This is a genomic window from Candidatus Binatia bacterium (assembly GCA_029248525.1).
GTDB lineage: Bacteria > Desulfobacterota > Binatia > UBA12015 > UBA12015 > UBA12015.
Genome location: JAQWJE010000022.1, coordinates 1 through 18297, shown reverse-complemented (window position 1 = coordinate 18297; position 18297 = coordinate 1). Strand labels below are relative to the sequence as shown.

At 60.4% G+C, this 18297-nt stretch carries 18 protein-coding genes and 1 pseudogene; 13 read left to right on the top strand and 6 right to left on the bottom strand.

The window, feature by feature from the left end:
* Window positions 1-78 precede the first annotated feature (78 nt).
* On the top strand, window positions 79-702 hold the full coding sequence (locus P8K07_05350) for a hypothetical protein (protein ID MDG1957949.1): 624 nt from the start codon (window positions 79-81) through the stop codon (window positions 700-702).
* Window positions 703-710: 8 nt separating this feature from the next.
* Here the strand turns inward: P8K07_05350 and P8K07_05345 are convergent, their stop codons facing one another.
* Together P8K07_05345 and P8K07_05340 are read right to left on the bottom strand one after the other, a co-directional pair.
* Complete coding sequence (locus tag P8K07_05345; GenBank protein ID MDG1957948.1) at window positions 711-1367, bottom strand: thioredoxin domain-containing protein; 657 nt, start codon at window positions 1365-1367, stop codon at window positions 711-713.
* Complete coding sequence (locus P8K07_05340) at window positions 1364-1801, bottom strand: disulfide bond formation protein B (protein MDG1957947.1); 438 nt, start codon at window positions 1799-1801, stop codon at window positions 1364-1366. The genes P8K07_05345 and P8K07_05340 overlap by 4 nt, the downstream gene beginning before the upstream one ends.
* A 117-nt stretch (window positions 1802-1918) precedes the next feature.
* On the opposite strand from P8K07_05340, the gene P8K07_05335 reads away from it, so the two are divergent.
* Window positions 1919-3310 carry an NAD(P)-binding domain-containing protein gene (locus P8K07_05335; GenBank protein ID MDG1957946.1) on the top strand — a complete coding sequence of 464 codons (1392 nt, stop codon included), beginning with the start codon at window positions 1919-1921 and terminating at the stop codon, window positions 3308-3310.
* A gap of 21 nt (window positions 3311-3331) precedes the next feature.
* Here the strand turns inward: P8K07_05335 and P8K07_05330 are convergent, their stop codons facing one another.
* Window positions 3332-4051 (bottom strand): TetR/AcrR family transcriptional regulator, encoded by a 720-nt coding sequence (locus P8K07_05330; protein MDG1957945.1) that lies wholly within the window; start codon window positions 4049-4051, stop codon window positions 3332-3334.
* A 139-nt stretch (window positions 4052-4190) separates the two neighbouring features.
* On the opposite strand from P8K07_05330, the pseudogene P8K07_05325 reads away from it, so the two are divergent.
* The 5 genes and pseudogenes from P8K07_05325 to P8K07_05305 all read left to right on the top strand — a co-directional run bounded on the left by P8K07_05325 (window position 4191) and on the right by P8K07_05305 (window position 9103).
* Window positions 4191-4385 (top strand): annotated as a pseudogene (locus P8K07_05325) (TonB family protein).
* 1120 nt (window positions 4386-5505) lie between these two features.
* The gene (locus tag P8K07_05320) at window positions 5506-6705 is read left to right on the top strand and encodes an acyl-CoA dehydrogenase family protein (GenBank protein MDG1957944.1); all 1200 of its coding nucleotides are present in this window, start codon (window positions 5506-5508) and stop codon (window positions 6703-6705) included.
* A 97-nt stretch (window positions 6706-6802) separates the two neighbouring features.
* Complete coding sequence (locus tag P8K07_05315) at window positions 6803-7027, top strand: hypothetical protein (protein ID MDG1957943.1); 225 nt, start codon at window positions 6803-6805, stop codon at window positions 7025-7027.
* 77 nt (window positions 7028-7104) lie between these two features.
* Window positions 7105-8424 (top strand): cytochrome P450, encoded by a 1320-nt coding sequence (locus P8K07_05310; GenBank protein MDG1957942.1) that lies wholly within the window; start codon window positions 7105-7107, stop codon window positions 8422-8424.
* 118 nt (window positions 8425-8542) lie between these two features.
* On the top strand, window positions 8543-9103 hold the full coding sequence (locus P8K07_05305; GenBank protein MDG1957941.1) for a hypothetical protein: 561 nt from the start codon (window positions 8543-8545) through the stop codon (window positions 9101-9103).
* 91 nt (window positions 9104-9194) lie between these two features.
* On the opposite strand, the gene P8K07_05300 is transcribed toward P8K07_05305, so the two are convergent.
* Complete coding sequence (locus P8K07_05300) at window positions 9195-10229, bottom strand: hypothetical protein (protein MDG1957940.1); 1035 nt, start codon at window positions 10227-10229, stop codon at window positions 9195-9197.
* Window positions 10230-10314: 85 nt separating this feature from the next.
* Window positions 10315-11061, bottom strand: coding sequence for a hypothetical protein (locus P8K07_05295; GenBank protein ID MDG1957939.1), 747 nt, complete (start codon window positions 11059-11061; stop codon window positions 10315-10317).
* A gap of 267 nt (window positions 11062-11328) precedes the next feature.
* Between P8K07_05295 and P8K07_05290 the strand changes: the two genes are divergently transcribed.
* Together P8K07_05290 and P8K07_05285 are read left to right on the top strand one after the other, a co-directional pair.
* A complete protein-coding gene (locus P8K07_05290; protein ID MDG1957938.1) occupies window positions 11329-12549 on the top strand; it encodes an acyl-CoA dehydrogenase family protein in 1221 nt (406 codons plus the stop codon).
* A complete protein-coding gene (locus P8K07_05285) occupies window positions 12546-13679 on the top strand; it encodes an acyl-CoA dehydrogenase family protein (protein ID MDG1957937.1) in 1134 nt (377 codons plus the stop codon). Before P8K07_05290 ends, P8K07_05285 begins: the two co-directional genes overlap by 4 nt.
* A gap of 77 nt (window positions 13680-13756) precedes the next feature.
* Here P8K07_05285 and P8K07_05280 read toward each other — a convergent pair whose 3' ends face one another.
* Window positions 13757-14638: an NUDIX domain-containing protein gene (locus P8K07_05280; protein MDG1957936.1), complete on the bottom strand. Its 882-nt coding sequence runs from the start codon at window positions 14636-14638 to the stop codon at window positions 13757-13759.
* Window positions 14639-14720: 82 nt separating this feature from the next.
* Here P8K07_05280 and P8K07_05275 point away from each other — a divergent pair, with 82 nt between their 5' ends.
* The 4 genes from P8K07_05275 to P8K07_05260 all read left to right on the top strand — a co-directional run.
* The gene (locus tag P8K07_05275) at window positions 14721-14954 is read left to right on the top strand and encodes a hypothetical protein (protein MDG1957935.1); all 234 of its coding nucleotides are present in this window, start codon (window positions 14721-14723) and stop codon (window positions 14952-14954) included.
* 63 nt (window positions 14955-15017) lie between these two features.
* A complete protein-coding gene (locus tag P8K07_05270) occupies window positions 15018-16016 on the top strand; it encodes an ADP-ribosylglycohydrolase family protein (GenBank protein ID MDG1957934.1) in 999 nt (332 codons plus the stop codon).
* Window positions 16017-16104: 88 nt separating this feature from the next.
* A complete protein-coding gene (locus tag P8K07_05265; protein MDG1957933.1) occupies window positions 16105-16794 on the top strand; it encodes a macro domain-containing protein in 690 nt (229 codons plus the stop codon).
* A gap of 102 nt (window positions 16795-16896) precedes the next feature.
* On the top strand, window positions 16897-18297 hold a 1401-nt coding region (locus P8K07_05260; protein ID MDG1957932.1), incomplete at its 3' end, for an NAD(P)/FAD-dependent oxidoreductase.

Here is an 18297-nt window from a genome sequence, read left to right as displayed (position 1 = left end):
GCCACCCTCGCTAAGCCAAGAAACAGTTGCAGATGTCAGTACGACCTTCTTCCCCCCCGTCCAGAACCAGGAGAAATCATGAAACTCACACTTGTCCTCGCCGTTGCCTCGTTGCTCTTTTCCGTTGGGACCGCTGGCGCCGCTTCGCGCGGGAAACTCGTCCTTCCCCTTGTCAATCCCGACTCGCTTGCAGGGTCCGCCTTGTGGAATAACGACGAAGTCGAAGGAAGCTACGTTTTCAATCGCTGCCGAACACGAATCAAGATCAACAGCCACGGTTCCTCGGGGCTCCCGGGCAAGGACATCGTTTGCCTGCTGAGCAGTGATAGCTACTCGACCACGAGCCCGGAGACTGCGGCTGGATCTACGGCGGTTTTTCGGGGCACGATCGATGCAACGACTGGCAAGCTCGATATGCGATCCGATGATCGCGCGGTAGCTTGCGGTCTCGCGACGCCAACGATTTCTTTGCAGAATCAAATGCAGTGCTTTGAGGACACCGGGTGGAACGCGGCATTGCGTTGCACGAACTCGACAGGAATCTGGCTGCCCGCCAATACGTTGCCTGGCACCGGCAAGTATAATGGGGGTGCTCAGATCGGGGTCTGCGCCGGTCTCACTTCCGGCTTCCGGATGACGCCGCCGGCCGGGGAGTTGCTCTCCGAGACCGGACTGCCCATCCGTTGCAAGAAGTGCTCCTGAGCTGGAACCTACTGGGGGTACTGTTCGGCGATCTCGGCCTCGAGGAGCGCTCGGAGTTGGTTTGAGCCAAACCGGACGAGTGGTTTCCCGTTCACGAAGAACTGGGGTGTTTTGCGGACGCCGAGCGAGCGCCCATCGGCCAAGTCCTGCTGCACCAGCTGTTCCATCTTCGGATCTGCGGCGTCCCGGCGGGCCTGGTCAACATCCACGCCGGCGTTCGGCAGGAACTGCCAGATGGCCTCGGGCCTTGGATCATGGTGGCTCGCCCACAAGGGCTGGGTCTTGTAGAGCACCTCGAGCGTCTCCCAATAGCGCCCCTGCTGGCCTGCGGCCTCGAGAGCCTTCACCACCTCTGCGGAGCCTGTGTGGAACGGTGCATAGCGCAGGACAAGCCGGACCCGACCCGGGTTCTCGGCAAGTAGGCTTTTTACGAAGGGGTCGAACGATCGGCAGGTCTCGCAAGCGGGATCAAAGAACTCGACGATCACGACCTTCGCGTCGGCGGGCCCTTTGCTGCGGGAGTGAGGGCGCTCCAGCGGGGAGTCGGCTGCCGTGGCAAGCGCTTCGATGCGATCAGCTTCGGCTCCCATGTAGAGCCAGGTGGCGATTCCGAAGGCGAGAGCGAGTCCGACCCCGGCGACCAAAACGATAGTAGATTTCTTCATGACGATTGTCTCCTCTTCAATTGCCAGAGCAATCCCGTCACCATGGCAAATACGACCAGCGAGAGCATGGGGATCGAGACAAAGCCCAGAACCTGTAGCTGCGCCTCGGCACACGAGACTCCCTGGCGGCAAGGCGCTGCACTTTCGGGGATGACTCCGATCTGCAGGAGCAGGTGATAGAAGGCGATCAAGCCACCGATGGCTGCCAGTGGCAGTGCGTATCGCACGACACCGGGGTCGTAGGGAAGAAGCCCCCGGAGCAGAATAATGGCCAGAGGGAACATGAAGACCCTTTGTGCCCAGCACAGAGAACACGGCGGCAGCTCCATGACTTCCGAGAAAAACAGGCTGCCGAGGCTCGCTGTGGTCACCAGCAGCCAGCTGGCGAACAGGATGGCCCAGTCGGACTCGGAAGGAGTTGCGTGTGTACTCACCTCGATAGGGATAACGGAAGAACCGCCTTGTTGGGTAGAGGCGATCGACACCGATATCGCTTGTTCCGGTTCGAGGGTCTTGATTTCGGCTGGCGTTGGCCGTTTAGCTGATCTGCGATGGAGCCGACGGAAAAAGTAGCCGTGATTGGCGCGGGGGCGGCGGGGCTTGCGGTCGCGCGCCAGCTTGCGCTGGAGGGGTTTGAGCCCGTGATTTTCGAGGCCGAGTCCCGCCTCGGCGGCACATGGGTTTATACCGAGGATCTGGAATCGGACCCTCTGGGCCGGGATCCCGATCGATATCGCGTGCATACCTCGATGTATGCCGATCTGCGTACCAACCTTCCCCGCGACCTGATGGCCTTTCGCGAGTTTCCGTTCGATGCGGTGGAAGAAGGCGGGGAGGGCGGGCCCGAGCGGCGCGACAAAGGACTCCGCTTCCCACCCCATGTGGATGTCCTGCGCTACCTCGAGCGTTACGCCGAGCGATTCCATCTTGCCGATCGAATTCGCTTCCAGTGCCGGGTCGAGACCCTGGTGCCGCTGGATGCATCGGGAAATGTCTGGACCGACAGGGGTAACAGGGGTGACGAGCCCGCCAGCTGGCGCATCTCTGCGACCGACGCCAGCGGGGCCAGGCGCGACGAAGAATTCCGCGCTGTCGCGATCGGGAACGGGCATTACGCATTTCCTCGGGTTCCCGATCTCCCCGGTGCTGGTTTGTTCAAGGCCTCCCAGCTCCATAGCCATTCCTACCGGCATCCCGAAAAATATCGCGATCAAAAGGTGGTCCTTCTCGGGGCCCGAGCGTCGGGTATCGATATCGCGTTCGAGATCGGCAAATGCGCTCGGGAGGTCTACCTCTGTGCTCGTGGTGTCGAGCAGCAGCAGCCCCTCTTTGGCCGCGACAATATCTCTCTCAGCCCGCCGATCACCTCATTGGAAGGCGGGGCCACAGCTGTATTGTCGGGAGAAGGTCGCATCGAGGATATCGACACACTGATTTATTGTACCGGTTATGAGTACCGTCTGCCCTTCCTCGATCCCGCGGGAGTTGCGTCACCCGTCGTGACTGTCGAGGACAACTGGATCCATCCGCTCTTTCTGGATCTGCTTGCGGCGCGCGCGCCGTCTCTGGGGCTCATCGGCCTGGGCAACCATATCGTGCCATTTCCCCAATATGAGCTTCAGGCGAAATTTTACGCCGGCATGCTGGGGGGGCGGATTGCCTTGCCCGACCGCGCCGAGCGCGAGGGGCTCGCTGGCGCGCGTGCCGCCGAACAACGAGCGGCCGGGGTCGCGCAGCGGCATTTTCTGCAGCAGGGCGACGCCCAATTTGCCTACAACGACGAATTGGCTCGCCGCATTGGTGTCGAGCCTCTGCCTCCTTCTTTCAAGGCGGTCTACAAGGCCGTCGAACAGGCGCGCTTTCGCGACCCCGAGACCTACCGGGAGGAGGACTTCCCGTGGGTGGACCGGTCCGGAAGCGCGGGCGCCGAGCTTCGTCAGTAGGACGGGCGACTCCAGTGGTCGTCAGGAGGAAGCGTTGCTGTCGGCGGGAAAAGCCGTTTGAAGCTTGCTCTCGAGTTCCCCGAGTTTTTCCTGAATCTCGGGTCGCAGCTCGTGGCGCACGATCCCCAGAAAAGCGAGATTGAGGCCGTAGAGAGCACGCGCTTCGAAGTGGGCATCGTCGATCCTGCCCAGGGCCCATTGCACCGATGCAAACTGCGACCCATGCTCAATTTGCCATGCGACCTGCATGCAATTGACCGGCTCCGCGAGCAGGCCGCGTTGCCGGGCCGTCTCGAGAATTCCCGTCAGGATCTCGATGGAATGTTCCATGGGTTCGACAGGGGAGCGCCTTCCGGCGATTTCACCCTCAAGCCAGGCGAGAGTCATCGGCCGGAAGAAGTCGTGCTGCCGGCAGGTCTCGCGGATCGCATGCTGCACGAGGGTTCGGCAATACTCGATCGGATCCTCGGGGGAGGGGTTGATCGAGAGCGTCGCCTTCATGCGATCTCGAGCGTCGAGGGTCAGGGCGCGGAGAATTTCTTCCCGGGTGCCCCATAGGTTGTAGAGCGTATTGACACTGAGGTCGGCCTCTTCCGCGATTTTACGCATCGAGAGTGCCCCGATACCGCCACGGCTCAGGAGTGTTCGCGTGGCCTGAAGGATCTGTTGGCGTCGTGCCTCGACGTTACGCTCCCGTCGTCCGGAAACGGCAGGGCTTGGGCCACTCGATTCTTGCTCCATATCAGGTCATGCCACCGTGGAATTTTGATAGGCCGTGCCCGATTTTCTGTCAACTCGGAGGAAATCTCCAGGCCGTTTCTCGCGCCAGGCGCCGCATCCTCTGGATGTCCGATGAAAGGACGCCTCGGAGGGCTGGGTCGGGCTTGCTTCCGCGATTGATGAAAACGGTCGCGTGCAGGATGCGGTCGTCATGGAGTCCGAGCCCGCAGGCCTGTTTGACGAAAGTGCTCTGGCGGCGCTCGCGCAATGGCGCTACCGACCCCGGGTTGAAAATGGCGTCCGCGTACCGCGCGAGAATGTCACGGTCGTGGTCTCCTACGATATCCAGAAATAACCGAACCGGCACTTCCCGCGACTGGTTGCGAATCACCAACTAGCGGGCCTCGAAATATATTTTTGTTGACACCCGATCGCCACCTCCTGAGGGTTGGTCCTACCGGATGGAGGTGCAAATAGAATGAGACGGTCCTATGGGTTGGTCTGGTTTTTTGCGTTGGTATTTTCAACGGGGTTTCTTTTAACGGCGTGGCCAGGGATAGCGATGGAGGTGGCTGACGGTCCTTTTGAGACCGGGGAGGCTGATCCGTCGGTTTTCTCGAGACGTCCGAAGGCCGATTGTGGTGGAGTTTCGGTTCTTTCGAGTCTCCTTCGGTTGACGTGAAGGGGTCCTACGTTGGCTGTCTTGCCAGCGAGGAGGGGATTGTTCTGTATACTTCTGGGAGTTGCGCTTCCTGGTTTGCGTATGGAGGCGAATCGAACAAGATGCGCCCGGGTGAGACACGTGCGGATATGGACCGGCGGAGTTCGGCGGGTCTGGCGCTGATGCGGGCCGGGGGCGAGGTCGTTGACCAACTCGAATTTGCTCCCGACGCGGATTTTGATGGCGAAGGTCTCAAGCGATTGATCCGCGGGGCGGCAGCGATCTCGATGCCGAGAGCGTGTTCCGTGAGGGTTCCGTTTCGGGCGAATCAGCACGTGGAAGAATATTCGAAGATGCTCTACGCACAAAGAAAAGAGTTCACGTCCATTCGGTGCGAGAGGCTGCGCAATGCGACGACGGTGATCTCTGTACTGTCGATGCGTGTGACGAGACAACGAAGTTGTGCATCCGTTCTCCCTATATCGGTTGCGATGACGACAATGTATGCACGGAGGATTTATGCAGGCAGGGAGAGTGCGATTTTATCCCCAGGGAACCCTGCATGGATTGTTCTACGTGCACTCGCGACACATGCCATCCCCAAAAAGGCTGCCAGTTCGAGCCTCGACCTTGTGATCCGACCAAGCCCGAAACCTGCGAGTGTCAGTCTCTCCCAACCGATATTTCAGCGGCAGAGTAGGCCAAAACCGTTCCGCAACCCGGCTATTGCACAACGATCCGGAAAGGCTATCTCCGACGTGCAGGAATTGAGTGCGGTCTTGTCGCATTCGAAAACCGAAAGGGGCGCACGTCGATGATGGAATTGAAATTTCGTGAGGTCAGCTCGGAGGAAGTCGCGCAGATCAAGGCGCGGTTCAAACGCTTCATCGACGAAGAGGTGATTCCCGCCGAGCCGGTTTTGAACGGGCACGACGAGGCGGCCGATGCGAAGATGGAAGAGCTCAAGGCGCGCGCCAAGGATGCCGGCCTCTGGGCGCTCGGCCACCCCGAGGAGATCGGCGGGGGCGGGTTGCCGTTTCTGGCATTCGCCGAGATGAACGAGGTCATCGGCCGGTCGCATTTCGGCCAGATGGCCGTCGGCTCGCTCTCGATGCAGGACTCGATCATGTTGCATCTCTATGGCAACGCCGAGCAGAAAGAGCGCTGGCTGCAGCCGTTGGTCGCCGGCGAGATCTATCCGTCCGTCGGCTTGACCGAGCCGGAAGTCGCCGGATCCGACCCCACTCTGATGCAGGCAAGTGCGCGTCTGGATGGCGACCAATGGGTCATCAATGCGCATAAATGGTTTACCTCGGGTGCCAACCGCGCGGCCTTCACCACGGTCTTTTGCGAGACCGAACCGGAAGCCGGTCGCCACGCGAAGTTTTCCTCGATTATCGTGCCCACCGATACGCCGGGCTATGAACTCGTGCGTGTGGTGCCAACCATGGGGACGACTCACGGCGCGCATTGCGAGATCCGCCTGACTGACGTGCGGGTGCCCCGAGACCACCTGCTTGGCGAACGTGGTGCCGGGTTCGTGATCGCACAGAAACGTCTGGGTCCGGGCCGGATCTTTCATTGCATGCGTTGGCTGGGCCAGGCGCAGCGCGCGTTCGAGTTGATGTGCGAGCGCGCCAATACGCGCCATGCGCACGGATCTCTGCTGGCCGAAAAAGGCGAGATCCAGCGCTATGTCGCGGAGTCAGCCGCCGAAATTCAGGCGTCGCGTCTGATGACCTTCGATGCAGCACGCGTGCTCGACTCGGGCGAGGAGGCCCGGATCGAGATCTCGCTGATCAAGTTCTGGGGCGCACGTATGCTGCATAATGTGATTGATCGCGCGATTCAGGTGCATGGAGCCCTGGGAGTGACGGCCGACACGCCCCTGGAGCAGATGTATCGCGAGGCTCGCTATGCGCGCATCTATGATGGCCCCGACGAAGTCCACCGCATGGTCGTGGCGCGTCGATTGATGCGCGATCCGGTCGGGAGTCCTCCTTGGGCGCGTTGATGGCCGGGTTTCACCCAGGCGGCGGATCGGATTGTAAGCACCCGTAAAGAGGCTTAACGTAAGGGATCTTGCGATTCAGAGTTGAGACCCCGAAGCCATGGATTCCTGTAGACACGCGACATTGGTGCTTGTTCCCGTCGAGATAAAGCGGCGGTGCTGCCGGTGCCACCTGACCGTTTCCCGCGAGGAGCTTGCGGATTCCTACTGTCCGGAATGTTTCGAGTCGAGCGGTCGGCGTCATTATGAGTTCGAGGATGTTGAGGCGGGCGGCAGCCACGAATCCCCATACGTTTGCGAGGATTGCGGCGTTGGCGTGGGTTGAGAATGGGCCTGGGCTGGCGAGAAGTGGCGTGATTCGTTTTAGGTTTGAAGGGACGACAAGGCGCAGGAGCGACGATCATGAGCGAGCAGGACGAGAAGACAGCTGATTTTCTGGACCCGAACGTCTGGACACCGGAGATGGAGATGGCCGAGGCCGGTGGCGGTGTGTCAGGGGCAGCCGACCTCGCTCTGGACGAGATCAATTTGGCCAACCCCCATCTGTTCCGGGAAAACCGCTGGCACGAACATTTCGCGCGATTGCGGGCCGAGGACCCGATCCACTTCAACGAGCTCGAGTCGGCCGGGCGCTATTGGTCGATCACCAAATACGACGATGTGCGGGCGGTAGATAGTGATTGGCAGCGGTTCTCCTCGGCTGAGGGAATCACCCTCGGACCGCCACGTTCGCCGGAACAAGATTTCGCTGCGGAGCCACTGACCTCGTTTATTTCGATGGACCCCCCGACGCACGACGAGCAGCGCCAAACCGTGCGTGCGGTGTCCGCGCCCCGGAATCTTCCCAAACTGGAACCCCAGATCCGGGAGCGCACCGTGAAGGTGCTTGAATCCTTGCCGGAAGGAGAGACCTTCGATTGGGTCGATACCGTATCGGTCGAGCTCACGACCTTGCTCCTCGCGACGCTCTTTGACTTTCCGCTGCCGGACCGACGCAAGCTTACGCGATGGTCCGATATCGTTTTTGCCGTCCCGGGCCCCGGCGGGATCGTCGAGACCCAACAGCAGAAGATCGATGAGCTGATGGAATGCGTGGCGTATTTCGAAGGCCTCTGGACCCAGCGGCGCGAGAAGCCGGGCTTTGATCTGGTTTCGATGCTCGCCAACGGGGAAGCGACCCGTGATATGCCGACGCTCGCTCACCTCGGCAACCTTCTGCTGCTGATCGTCGGCGGGAACGACACAACCCGCAATACGATGACCGGAAGTGTCTACGGGTTGAATAAATTCCCCGATCAATACGACAAGCTCATTGAGAATCCGGACCTCGTGGCGAACCTGGTGCCCGAGATCATTCGCTGGCAGACGCCACTGTCCTATATGCGGCGGACGGCGATGGTCGACTGCGAACTGCGCGACAAGAAAATCCGGGAGGGAGACCAGCTCCTGATGTGGTTTTTATCCGCAAACCGGGATGAGGACGTTTTCGATCATGGCGATGCGATCGACCTCGAGCGTCATAATGCAGATCGTCACCTCTCGTTCGGGTACGGCATCCACTTTTGTATGGGCAGTCGACTGGCCGAGCTGCAATTGCGCATCTTGTGGGAGGAAGTTCTCCGGAGATTCAAGCGTATCGAGGTTCAGGGTGAGCCGGAAAGAACTTTCTCGTCGTTTGTGAACGGATATGTGGACTTGCCGGTGAGAGTCACCCGCCGATAGGGAGCGACCAATCGGCTACCGTCGGTTGAGGTGCTTTTGGATCAAGTCTTTTACGATTTGACCCTCTCGGAGAAAGGAGTCAAAGCATCGGGATGGGTGGCGAAGCGATTCCCGCTTCGTGCCGGATATTTTCTTTCTGGACCCGGGAGGGCTTATGGACGGCTTCATTGCCTTTGTGATGGGTAATTTTACCTTGACCTTTCTTGTGATTGGCGCGGTCTTCTCCCTTGCCGGAATCGCCCGGTCACCGCGACCACTCGCCGCGCCCGTGGTGGTCGAGAAGTTTTTCTTCTGGTTCCTCTTTTTCTCGATTGGCTGTTCCTTCCTCTATAATGGTTTCTTCCACGCGGCCATGCCCAAAATGGCAGCCGAACTGATTGGCTGGGCGAATAGCCCGTTCCAGATCGAGCTCGGTTTTGCGAGTATCGGGTTCGGAATGGTCGGTGTGATCGCGCCGTGGAAAGGTATCCAGATGCGTTTTGCGGCGATACTGCCGGTGGCGTCTTTTCTCTGGGGGGCTGCGGGGGTCCATATTCAGAGCATGATTAGCGAGAGGAATTTCGCTCCCGGGAATGCCGGGGTGATCTTCTGGACCGATCTGTTGTTGCCGCTGATGGGGCTGGTCTTCCTCTGGCTGCAAAATCGCTACGAGAACGAGGGCCGTTCGGTAGCTCCCTGACCGAACTCGGAGCGCCAGCATTGATTGCCCAGTTTTGAGCGCCGGTCTTCTGTCCGATTCCCTCTGACTCGTTCTGCCGGGATGGATGGCACTAATACTGGCAGTCGCAGGCGCCCGCTTGCAGCATGCAGGTCCCGCCGCATACCGAGCACGGCGCCTCGGCGGCGCATGGCCCCGCCGAACAGACGCCGCTCACGCAGGTGTCGGTTCGGGTACAGAGGTTGCCATCACAACTGGCGGCTCCGTCGGGTTTGAACGCGCACACCTTCGTGCAGCAGCTGCTGCCGGTGCCATTGAGATTTCCGTCATCGCAGATCTCACCGGGTTCCAGCTGGCCGTTGCCGCATATCGAGGCGATCGGGTAGGCGTCAAAGTCCATCGCATCGAAGTAGTCGATCCGATGGGGGATCGTCTGCTCAATGGTGTCGGCCAATTCCTGGGTGATGCGCTCGGGTCGGTAGCGCACGGCAAGGTAGGGCAGGAAGCTTTCGGCGATATCCTCTCGCCCGGGATAGGATTCGGCATAGGTCGAAATGAAATCGGGGTCAGCACTCTGGGCGGCAAGCCACGCGCTCGCATTGGCGTGGATGGGGTCGAGTGAAGTGTGGGCTGCCTCGTGGACAAAGGTTTCCTCGAGGATGCCGCTTGCTTCATATAATTCGCCCCGCCCGGTGTGGATGAGCAGGTTGTTGTTCCCCCCACCGAACGGATTGACGCCCTTATGAATCCAGAAGGTCTCTACCCGGAGGCGCAGAGACGTGGGCAGGCGGCCGACAACTTCGCCGTATTTGAGTGCCTCGATTTCTGCTTCGGGCATGCTGCCAAATTCGGGGTTGACCTGGATCTCGGCGCTCAGACCGTCATCGTAGGTGGCCTGAAAGAGGTAAGCGTTGTACCATACCCAGCCGTTTGTTCGGCGATCGAACATCAGGCGCTGGCCACGCCCGGTGTAGACGGCATCCAGAAATGCCGTCGGATCCGAGGCCGTGATGATATCCGGGTCGATAAAGATCGTGCCAAAAAAAGGCGGCTCGGCGCCTGCCGTCGACGGCCCCAAGTTGGGGATCTCGAGCGCCAGCATTGTCAGCGTCAGGGCGACGGTGGACAGGATTTTTCTCGGGTTCATGGAGATCCCCTGCGGCAGATGCGCATCACGCAATCCGTATACGAAGCCCCGTCGCAGTTCCAGAGCCGAATCGGAGGCTCGCGACTTATCCCTTTGTGTAAAGCTGCTCGCAGACCTCGATGCTGTCGTTCACGGTGTCTTGCACCATAGCCTCCATCTTGGGCTGCTTCCCGCCACCGACAGATTGGAAATTGCTCGCGGCCCAAGGCGCGCCGAGGTAATATTCGTCGGCCAGCTTGCCGTACGCCGCGCCGGTCGGGCTGATCCCGCGGATCATGAAGATTCCAGCTTCCTCGGGGCCGCCGCCGATCGCTTGAAACATGCCCATCTCGTAGTCGGGATGACCACCTTTGTTAATGTCCGCCTCCAGTTTGGCGATTCCCTCGCGGTAGGCGTTCACGTTCTCGGGGGCGATCTTGACGCGTTGCACGCGCTCGAAGCCGGGCGCGAGAGTGAAGGGGATCAACGGCTTCCAGGCGGCGATGTATTTGATGGTGCGAAGTTTCTTGATTTTGGGAGTGGCCGCGCCGTGTTCGAGAGTCTCGATGGTCGCGAGTGCCTTCTCCAGGCTGGGATAGGCCGCCCAGACGAATGCTTCGCCGGGGAAGCGCTGGCCGCTTTTGACGATACAGATCCCGCCGGCATCGGCACCGGTGGCCTCGTAGGCTTTGGGGTTGGCTTTGAGGAAGTCGCGATAGGCTTTGACGTCGTCGGTTTGTACCGTGACGGTCATGAATGCGCCTTCACCTGCCGGGACCGGTGGGCCCTGAGCGAAACTCATTGTGGCAGCTAGCAGGGTAATCATCGTGGTGGTCAGCATCTTCTGCAGCATCGAGGTTTTCTCCTGATGGGGCCGCCTTGCCGGGAAAGGCAAGGCGATGTTTCGCCGTGATTGAGGTTGGTTGTCAGAATTCAGGACTTTGAGGTCCGGGGTTTCTCGCCTCTGACCACCCACGTCCACCTATTTGCAGGAACAACACAGGTCAAGGCTTGGCGCGGCGCGCCCGGCTGGATTTGTCGCCGGTATCTTGATTTTCTTGCTTTAATTCTCGACGATTTCGATTCGGCGGGGCGACACGAGCGCGAGAGGCTTCAAGGCATGGCAGACAGTTCAAGAATGGAAGATCCGACAGACCTGAGCGAATATCGGCAGGAGGTGCGCGCCTGGATGGAGAATAACCAGCCGCCCGCACCTGCCTTCGCCCTGCCGCAGGGGATGCTTTTTGTCGATAGCGACGAGCAGTTTGCTTACCTGCGAGATTGGCAGGCCCGGGTCTATGACGCAGGTTTCGTTGGAGTCGAGTGGCCCGCTGCCTATGGCGGCGGTGGGCGAGGGCCCGGCCACCAGCGCATTGTGAGCCAGGAGATGAGTCGCGCGGGGGTTCCCTTTCTGATCAATCTGGTCGGTCTGGCATGGGCGGGACCGGTGATCCTGGCCTACGGTACCGAGGCGCAGAAAAAACGATATATCGCGAAAATTCTGCGCGCCGACGAAATCTGGTGTCAGGGTTTCAGCGAGCCGTCGGCGGGCAGTGATCTGGCCTCTCTGCAAACTCGCGCAGTGCGCGACGGTGACCAATGGATCGTTAATGGACACAAGGTCTGGACGTCTTTGGGGCGCTTTGCCGACCAGATGATCCTGCTCGCTCGAACTGACCCGGAAGCCTCCAAGCATGCCGGGATCTCGTATTTCCTCTCGCCCATGAAAACCGAAGGCGTCGAGGTCGCACCGCTGACCAAGATCACGGGCGAGGGCGGTTTCAACCAGATCTTTTTCGGCGACGCGCGCTTCCCCGGAGATTGTCTTCTCGGGCAGGAAGGGCAGGGCTGGGAGATTGCTCTGGCGACCCTCAGCTTCGAACGCGGTGCTTCCGAAGGTGCCGCCGGTGGCGATATGGGCGCCACATTTGACGTCACAGCCGCCATTGATCTGGCGCGCACGACCCGTCGGGATGGTGGGACCTGCATTGATGAGCCCGAGGTACGCGACCGGCTGGTCGGGTTTGCGATCGATGCAATGGCGCTTCGTTTCTCGGGCCAGCGCGCTCGGATCCCGGGCTTGGTGGCGGACCGACCGTTGGCCCTGCCGCTGATGTCGAAAGTTGCGGGAACAGAATATGCGCAGGCGGTCGCGGATTTTGGGTGCGAATTGCAGGGCTATGCCGGCACTCTGAACAAGGGAGATACGGCTGCGGTCGCCGAAGGCGAATGGCAGCGCGCCTACCTCAACAGCTATGCGGGCACGATCGCGGGGGGAACCTCCGAGATTGTCCGAAACATTCTGGGCGAAAAAGTCCTGGGACTGCCGAAGACGAAATGATGACTCTCGATTCGATCTCGACACGCCTTGCCTTCAGCGAGGATCAAACGATGTTGCGCGAGGAAGCCCGACGGCTTCTGGAGGCACGAGCGCCTCTGGGTGCCCTGCGCGGGTGGATCGCCGATGGGGGTCGTGATGATCCGGCGATCTGGAAGGAGTTGGCCGAAGGTGGCTGGTTCGGCTTGGGGACTGACGCGGTCTACGGCGGGGCGGCGCTTGGTGCTGTCGAGTTGGTTTCTCTGGTGGAGGAGTCGGGTCGGGTTCTGCTCGCGGCCCCGCTATTGGGGCAGTTGTTTTCTGCTGCCTTGATCGGCGCGGCCGGGTCCGCAGCACAAAAAGCGTTCTGGCTGCCGCGGCTGGTCAGCGGTGAGGTGCGGATGGCCTGGGCGCCCACGGATGCAGGCGGCGCCTGGCATATGGCGGACACCGGATTGGAAGATCGCGGCGGCCGGCTTTCCGGCGATCGGGCATTCGTCTGGGCGGGCGATACCGCCGATGCCTTTCTGTTGCCGTGCAGGCGCAACGGCGGCGTTGTGCTGGCGGTGGTTTCGGCGACCGCCGAAGGTTTGTCGCGAGAAAGCGAGACAACGTTGGACCCGACGCGTGCGCAGGGCCGGTTGCAGCTTGACGGCGTGGTGCCTGAGGCGATCCTCGAGGCGGACGCCGGGTCGGTTGAAGAGGATTTTCTACCTCTGGCGTGGGCAGCGATGGCTGCCGAATCGGTCGGAGGCGCGTCCGCGGCATTGGATATGACGGCTCGCTATGCGGCCGAGCGCGAGCAATTTGGCAAGCCGATCGGGGCTTTTCAGGCGATCAAACATCCACTGGCCAACGTTTTGATCGCGGTGGAGCAGGCGCGCTCGCTGGTCTATGCGGCTGCTTGCGCGCTGGACCAGAAAAATGGAGACGCGCCGTTGCTGGCGCGGATGGCACGGGTCGCCGCCGACGAGGCCTATGGTTTTGCCACCTCTCGCGCGATTCAATTTCACGGGGGGTTCGGCTTTACCGACGAATGCGACGCCCACCTGTTCCGTCGGCGCGCCATGGCGTCGCGGGTGGCTTTCGGAACCCCGGCGCATCATCGCCAGCAGATTGCTGCGATGATCCTCGGAGCACCCGCATCTGGCTGACCTCGACCGATGGAGGCACTGTAGTGAGGCCCTGCCGCAGCCTGCCAGGAGCTGAGCCGGGAGGGGGTGGGGAGGCTTCAGTCCTTTCCATTCTGCGAGTGGGATTTTTGCGGCATACGAATCGGCATTCGGTAGGGCGGTTCGAGCTTGTCGATGCCGCCGAATTCATAGAGCGCAGCGGACCGCCCCTTGCCCCGTTTGGTGGCAGGTAGAGCTTCGCCTTTCGGCCCTTTCTTCTCCTGAAAGATGGCCTTCAGGAAACTGGTCTCCGAGTCTTCGCTGCTGCCCTTCTGTATGGCCAACACGCGCCGTCGGAAGTTCGCGGGGTCGAGCTGGTGGACGGCCTCTCCCCAGACGGCCCGATAGACGGCATGGAGTTCGGAGATCGTGAATTGCGGGTTGAGGAATTCGACTGCGATTGGTGTTTCTTCCAAATCCTTGCGAATGCGTGCAAGCGCCGCCTGGAAAATGGTCCAATGGTCGAAGGCCGAGAGGACTGTTTTCGCAGTCTGCTTGTCGACGACATCGCTGATGCTGGCGACGGGAAAGAAGGCAGCGTCCGCAACGCCACCCGCGGGTTTCGGGGTTGTACAGCCAGCTTGCAGTTTTGCGTAGGCAACCGTGACGACCCGGTCGGCTGTCGCTCGCTTGTCACGCTCCGGGTCGCCGAAGGTCCGGAGTTGCCTGAGGTCCTTTTGCGAAATTATAATCCCGGTCTTTTCCTTCAAGCGCCGAGCTGCGGCTTCTTCGAGAGTTTCTTCGAGTCCGACGAAGCCGCCCGGCAAGGCCCATTCGCCGCTATGCGGCGTCTGGTCCGGCCCCCGTCTAATCAGCAGCACCTGAAGTTCTCTTTCGTCATCCTCCTCGCGAGGCGCGACGGTGAAGATCGCGAGATCGACCGTCACCGCAAAGCTGGGAAAGTTGAGGCCGTGATCCGAGGTTGCCGATGTATCTTCCACCCTTCCTACTTAAAGTAACTTGACAATAAGAGCAATACCGGATATAGTCAAAAGACATTAACCTGGTTTGGAGGGAGTTTTTATGCAAGCAGCAGAAAAGGTGAGTGATGCAAGGGCAACAATAGCCGTGCGCAAGGGAAGGAAGCCGATCGGGAAAACGCCCATGACCTTCCGGCAGCAGATCAGGATGGATGAGCAGATGTACGACGAGGTCGCGGAGTTAGCCGATGAGCAGGAGCGCAGCCTCGCGATGATGCTTCGCTTGCTGGTCAAGATCGGGCTTGAGTCGGTTGGTAATAAAAAGGGAAGGGCTTAGTCTCTCTCGACCAGCGCGACTTCAATTGAGGACATAGTGCAGTCAATTCAGAGAGGTGGGCAGATGTTGCGCGACGCGATACCAAACCCGGTCCGGGAACCGTCGATTCGTTCGCTGGATCGAGCGAAAGGCTGCCTGCTTGGACTGGCAACGGGTGATGCCCTGGGCACGACTCTCGAGTTCCAGCCGCGTGGCAGCTTTGAGCCCATCGATAATCTGGTGGGCGGTGGTCCCTTCGGGCTGCGGCCCGGGGAGTGGACGGATGATACCTCGCTGACGATCTGTCTGGCGAGGAGCCTGATATCGTGCGCCGGGTTCGATCCGCAGGATCAGGCCGAGCGCTATCTCGCCTGGCGTGAAACCGGGCAGCCCGGACCTCGGGATTATTGCTTCGACATTGGAAATACCACGGCAACAGCTCTCGATCGGTTCCGGCAAACGGGGGATGCCTTCAGTGGTCCGGACGGTGCCTGGTCTGCAGGAAACGGGTCACTCATGCGTCTTGCCCCCGTGGCCCTCTTCTGGGCTTGCGACGAACGGACCGCTGTAAACTTTGCCGGGGAGAGCTCGCGTGTGACACACGGAGCCGACGAACCCATTGACGCGTGCCGGGCCTATGCGACGTTTCTGGTGGCGGCGTTGCGAGGCTGCGATCGAGAAACGATCCTTGCCACAACACCACCCCAGGGGCCGGATGCTCGCCCGCTTTCGCCCGCAGTGCTCGAGGTTTTGCAGGGGAGTTGGCGAGACAAGCGCATGGATGAGATCCGCGGGTCAGGTTATGTCGTGTCCTCTCTCGAGGCGGCCATCTGGTGTTTTGCAAACACCGCAAGTTATCGCGAAGCGGTTCTCTGCGCTGCGAATCTGGGTGAAGACGCGGATACAACGGCCGCAATTTGTGGCCAGTTGGCGGGTGCTTTCTACGGGGCATCCTCGATCCCTGCGTCGTGGAAGGAGCGCGTTTTCATGCGCGAGGAGATCGAACTCCTTGCGCAGCAGCTTTGGACAGCGGCGACCGCACGGCACCAAGGGCAGACGATACGAGCGAAAGCGCTTCGCTAGCCGGGCGAAATCGAAGCCGACAACAGGGAGATTCTTTCGAGAATCCCCGGACCCGGGCAGGGGAATTGCCTGACAGGAGGTGTGCGTGATGAGCAGTGCGGAAAATTTCGAGATTGTCCTGGCCGATACGAGCATCGAGATCTACAGGGCTCTGGAGGAACGTATCCTGATGTCCTCCGAGGATTGGATGGCGCTGGGTCGGGTCTCGGCCTTTCATGCAAGCGTATTCGACTTTCCGGGCGAGGGCACGGCGCTGGTCTCGCCGGCGAATTCTTTTGGGTTCATGGATGGGGGAATTGATGCGCTCTATCTCGAGTTGCTCGGTGAGGATCTCGAGGATCGCGTCCGCGATGTTCTGGCGGCAGACTACCACGGTGAACTTCTGGTCGGGCAGGCGACGATTGTCGACACCGAACATCCCGACAGCTTCCCCTTTTTGATTGTCGCCCCGACGATGCGGGTGCCTGCTGTTTTGCCTGAGGACACAATCAATCCCTATCTGGCGTTGCGTGCGGCGTTACGTGCGGCGGCGGCTGATCCGCGGGTCAAGCGCGTGGTCCTCCCTGGGCTGGGCACGGGCGTCGGTCTTGTCGACGCCGATCGATTCGCCCTGCAGGCTCATGCTGCGCTCCAGGAATTCTTCGAGGGCGCGTGTTTCCCCGGTAGCTGGTGGGAAGCTGCCGTTGCTCATCAAGCTCTTTATGGTCAATCACCCCGTGACCTGCAGTATGAGACGGGAGACCATCTACCTCGGGGATTTTCCGACAGCGAGGCCTGAGCCGAATGTCCGGTGGTATGGATTGCACTCGGGACTGGCATTTTTCTGCCGAGAGCGACACACTGGAGGCAGGACCGCGACGCGGTCGGCAGGAGATATGGAATGAGCAACGAAAAGCAAACTACGCCTGAAAATGGATCGATTGAAACCTACGACGCCGTGATTATCGGTGCCGGTGTCAGTGGGATGTATGCCCTGCATCACCTGCGCGAGATGGGCCTCTCCGTGCGCGTCTATGATGGCGCCACCGACGTGGGTGGGACCTGGTGGTATAATCGGTATCCGGGGGCCCGCGTTGATGGTCCGGGGAGTCCATTTTATTGCTACACCTTCTCGGACGATTTGATGAAGGATTGGGAATGGAAAGAGACCCAGTCCGAGCAATCTGATGTTCTGGATTATATCGAACACGTCGCCGATCGCTTCCATCTGCGTCGCGACATCCAGTTCGAGACGTGGGTGCAGGGTGCCCGCTACGATGAGTCGACCCAACGATGGACGGTGACGACCAGCACGGGCGTTACCGCATCCGCTCAATTCCTGATCTGCGCGGTGGGTGCTCTCTCGACGGCCAACCTCCCGGACATCCCCGGCATCAAGGAGTTTTCTGGCGAGTGCTATCACACAGGGCAATGGCCGCATGAGCCGGTGTCTTTTGAAGGCAAGCGCGTCGCGGTCATCGGTACGGGCTCCTCGGGGATTCAGGCCATGCCCGAGATCGCCAAGGAGGCCGCTCATGTGACGGTCCTCCAGCGAACACCGCAATTCGCTTTTCCTGCCGGGAACCGCGCCCTGACCGACGAAGACAGGGAAGCGGCGCGAACGGAATGGGATGCCATCAAGGGGAAGATGCTGGCGAACCCCGGAGGCTTTCCGATCGATAATCATTCGCGGTTGGCCGTCGAGGCAACACCCGAGGAACGCGAAGAAATGTACGGGCGTCTATGGGAGCGTGGCGGTTTCGGCTTCTTCCTCGAGAGCTACAACGATATCGCGCTCGACGAGGAGGCGAACAAATCGCTGGCCGACTTCGTGCGCGCCAAGATTCGCGAGACCGTTCGTGATCCGGAGGTCGCCGACAAGTTGATGCCGGATCATTTTGTGATGACCAAGCGCCCGGTGCTCGAAAACGGGTATTTCGAGGCCTATAACCGGGACAATGTCGAGTTGGTGGATTTGCGAGAGGATCCCATCGAACGCTTTACCGAGTCCAGTGTGGTCACCCGATCCGGAGAGCATCCGATCGATATGCTGGTTCTGGCAACCGGTTACGATGCGATCAGCGGATCGATGCTGCGGCTGAACCCCAAAGGGCGTGGCGGCGTGAGTCTCAAGGATCGCTGGACAGATCGCTTCCACAACTACCTGGGCCTGACGATCAGTGGCTTCCCGAACCTCTTCATGATTCATGGACCCGGTTCGCCGGGCGTTTTTTACAATATGCCGCTCGGAGCCGAGCGACAGATGGGCTGGGTGGGTGATCTCGTGCAGCGTCTGCGCGAT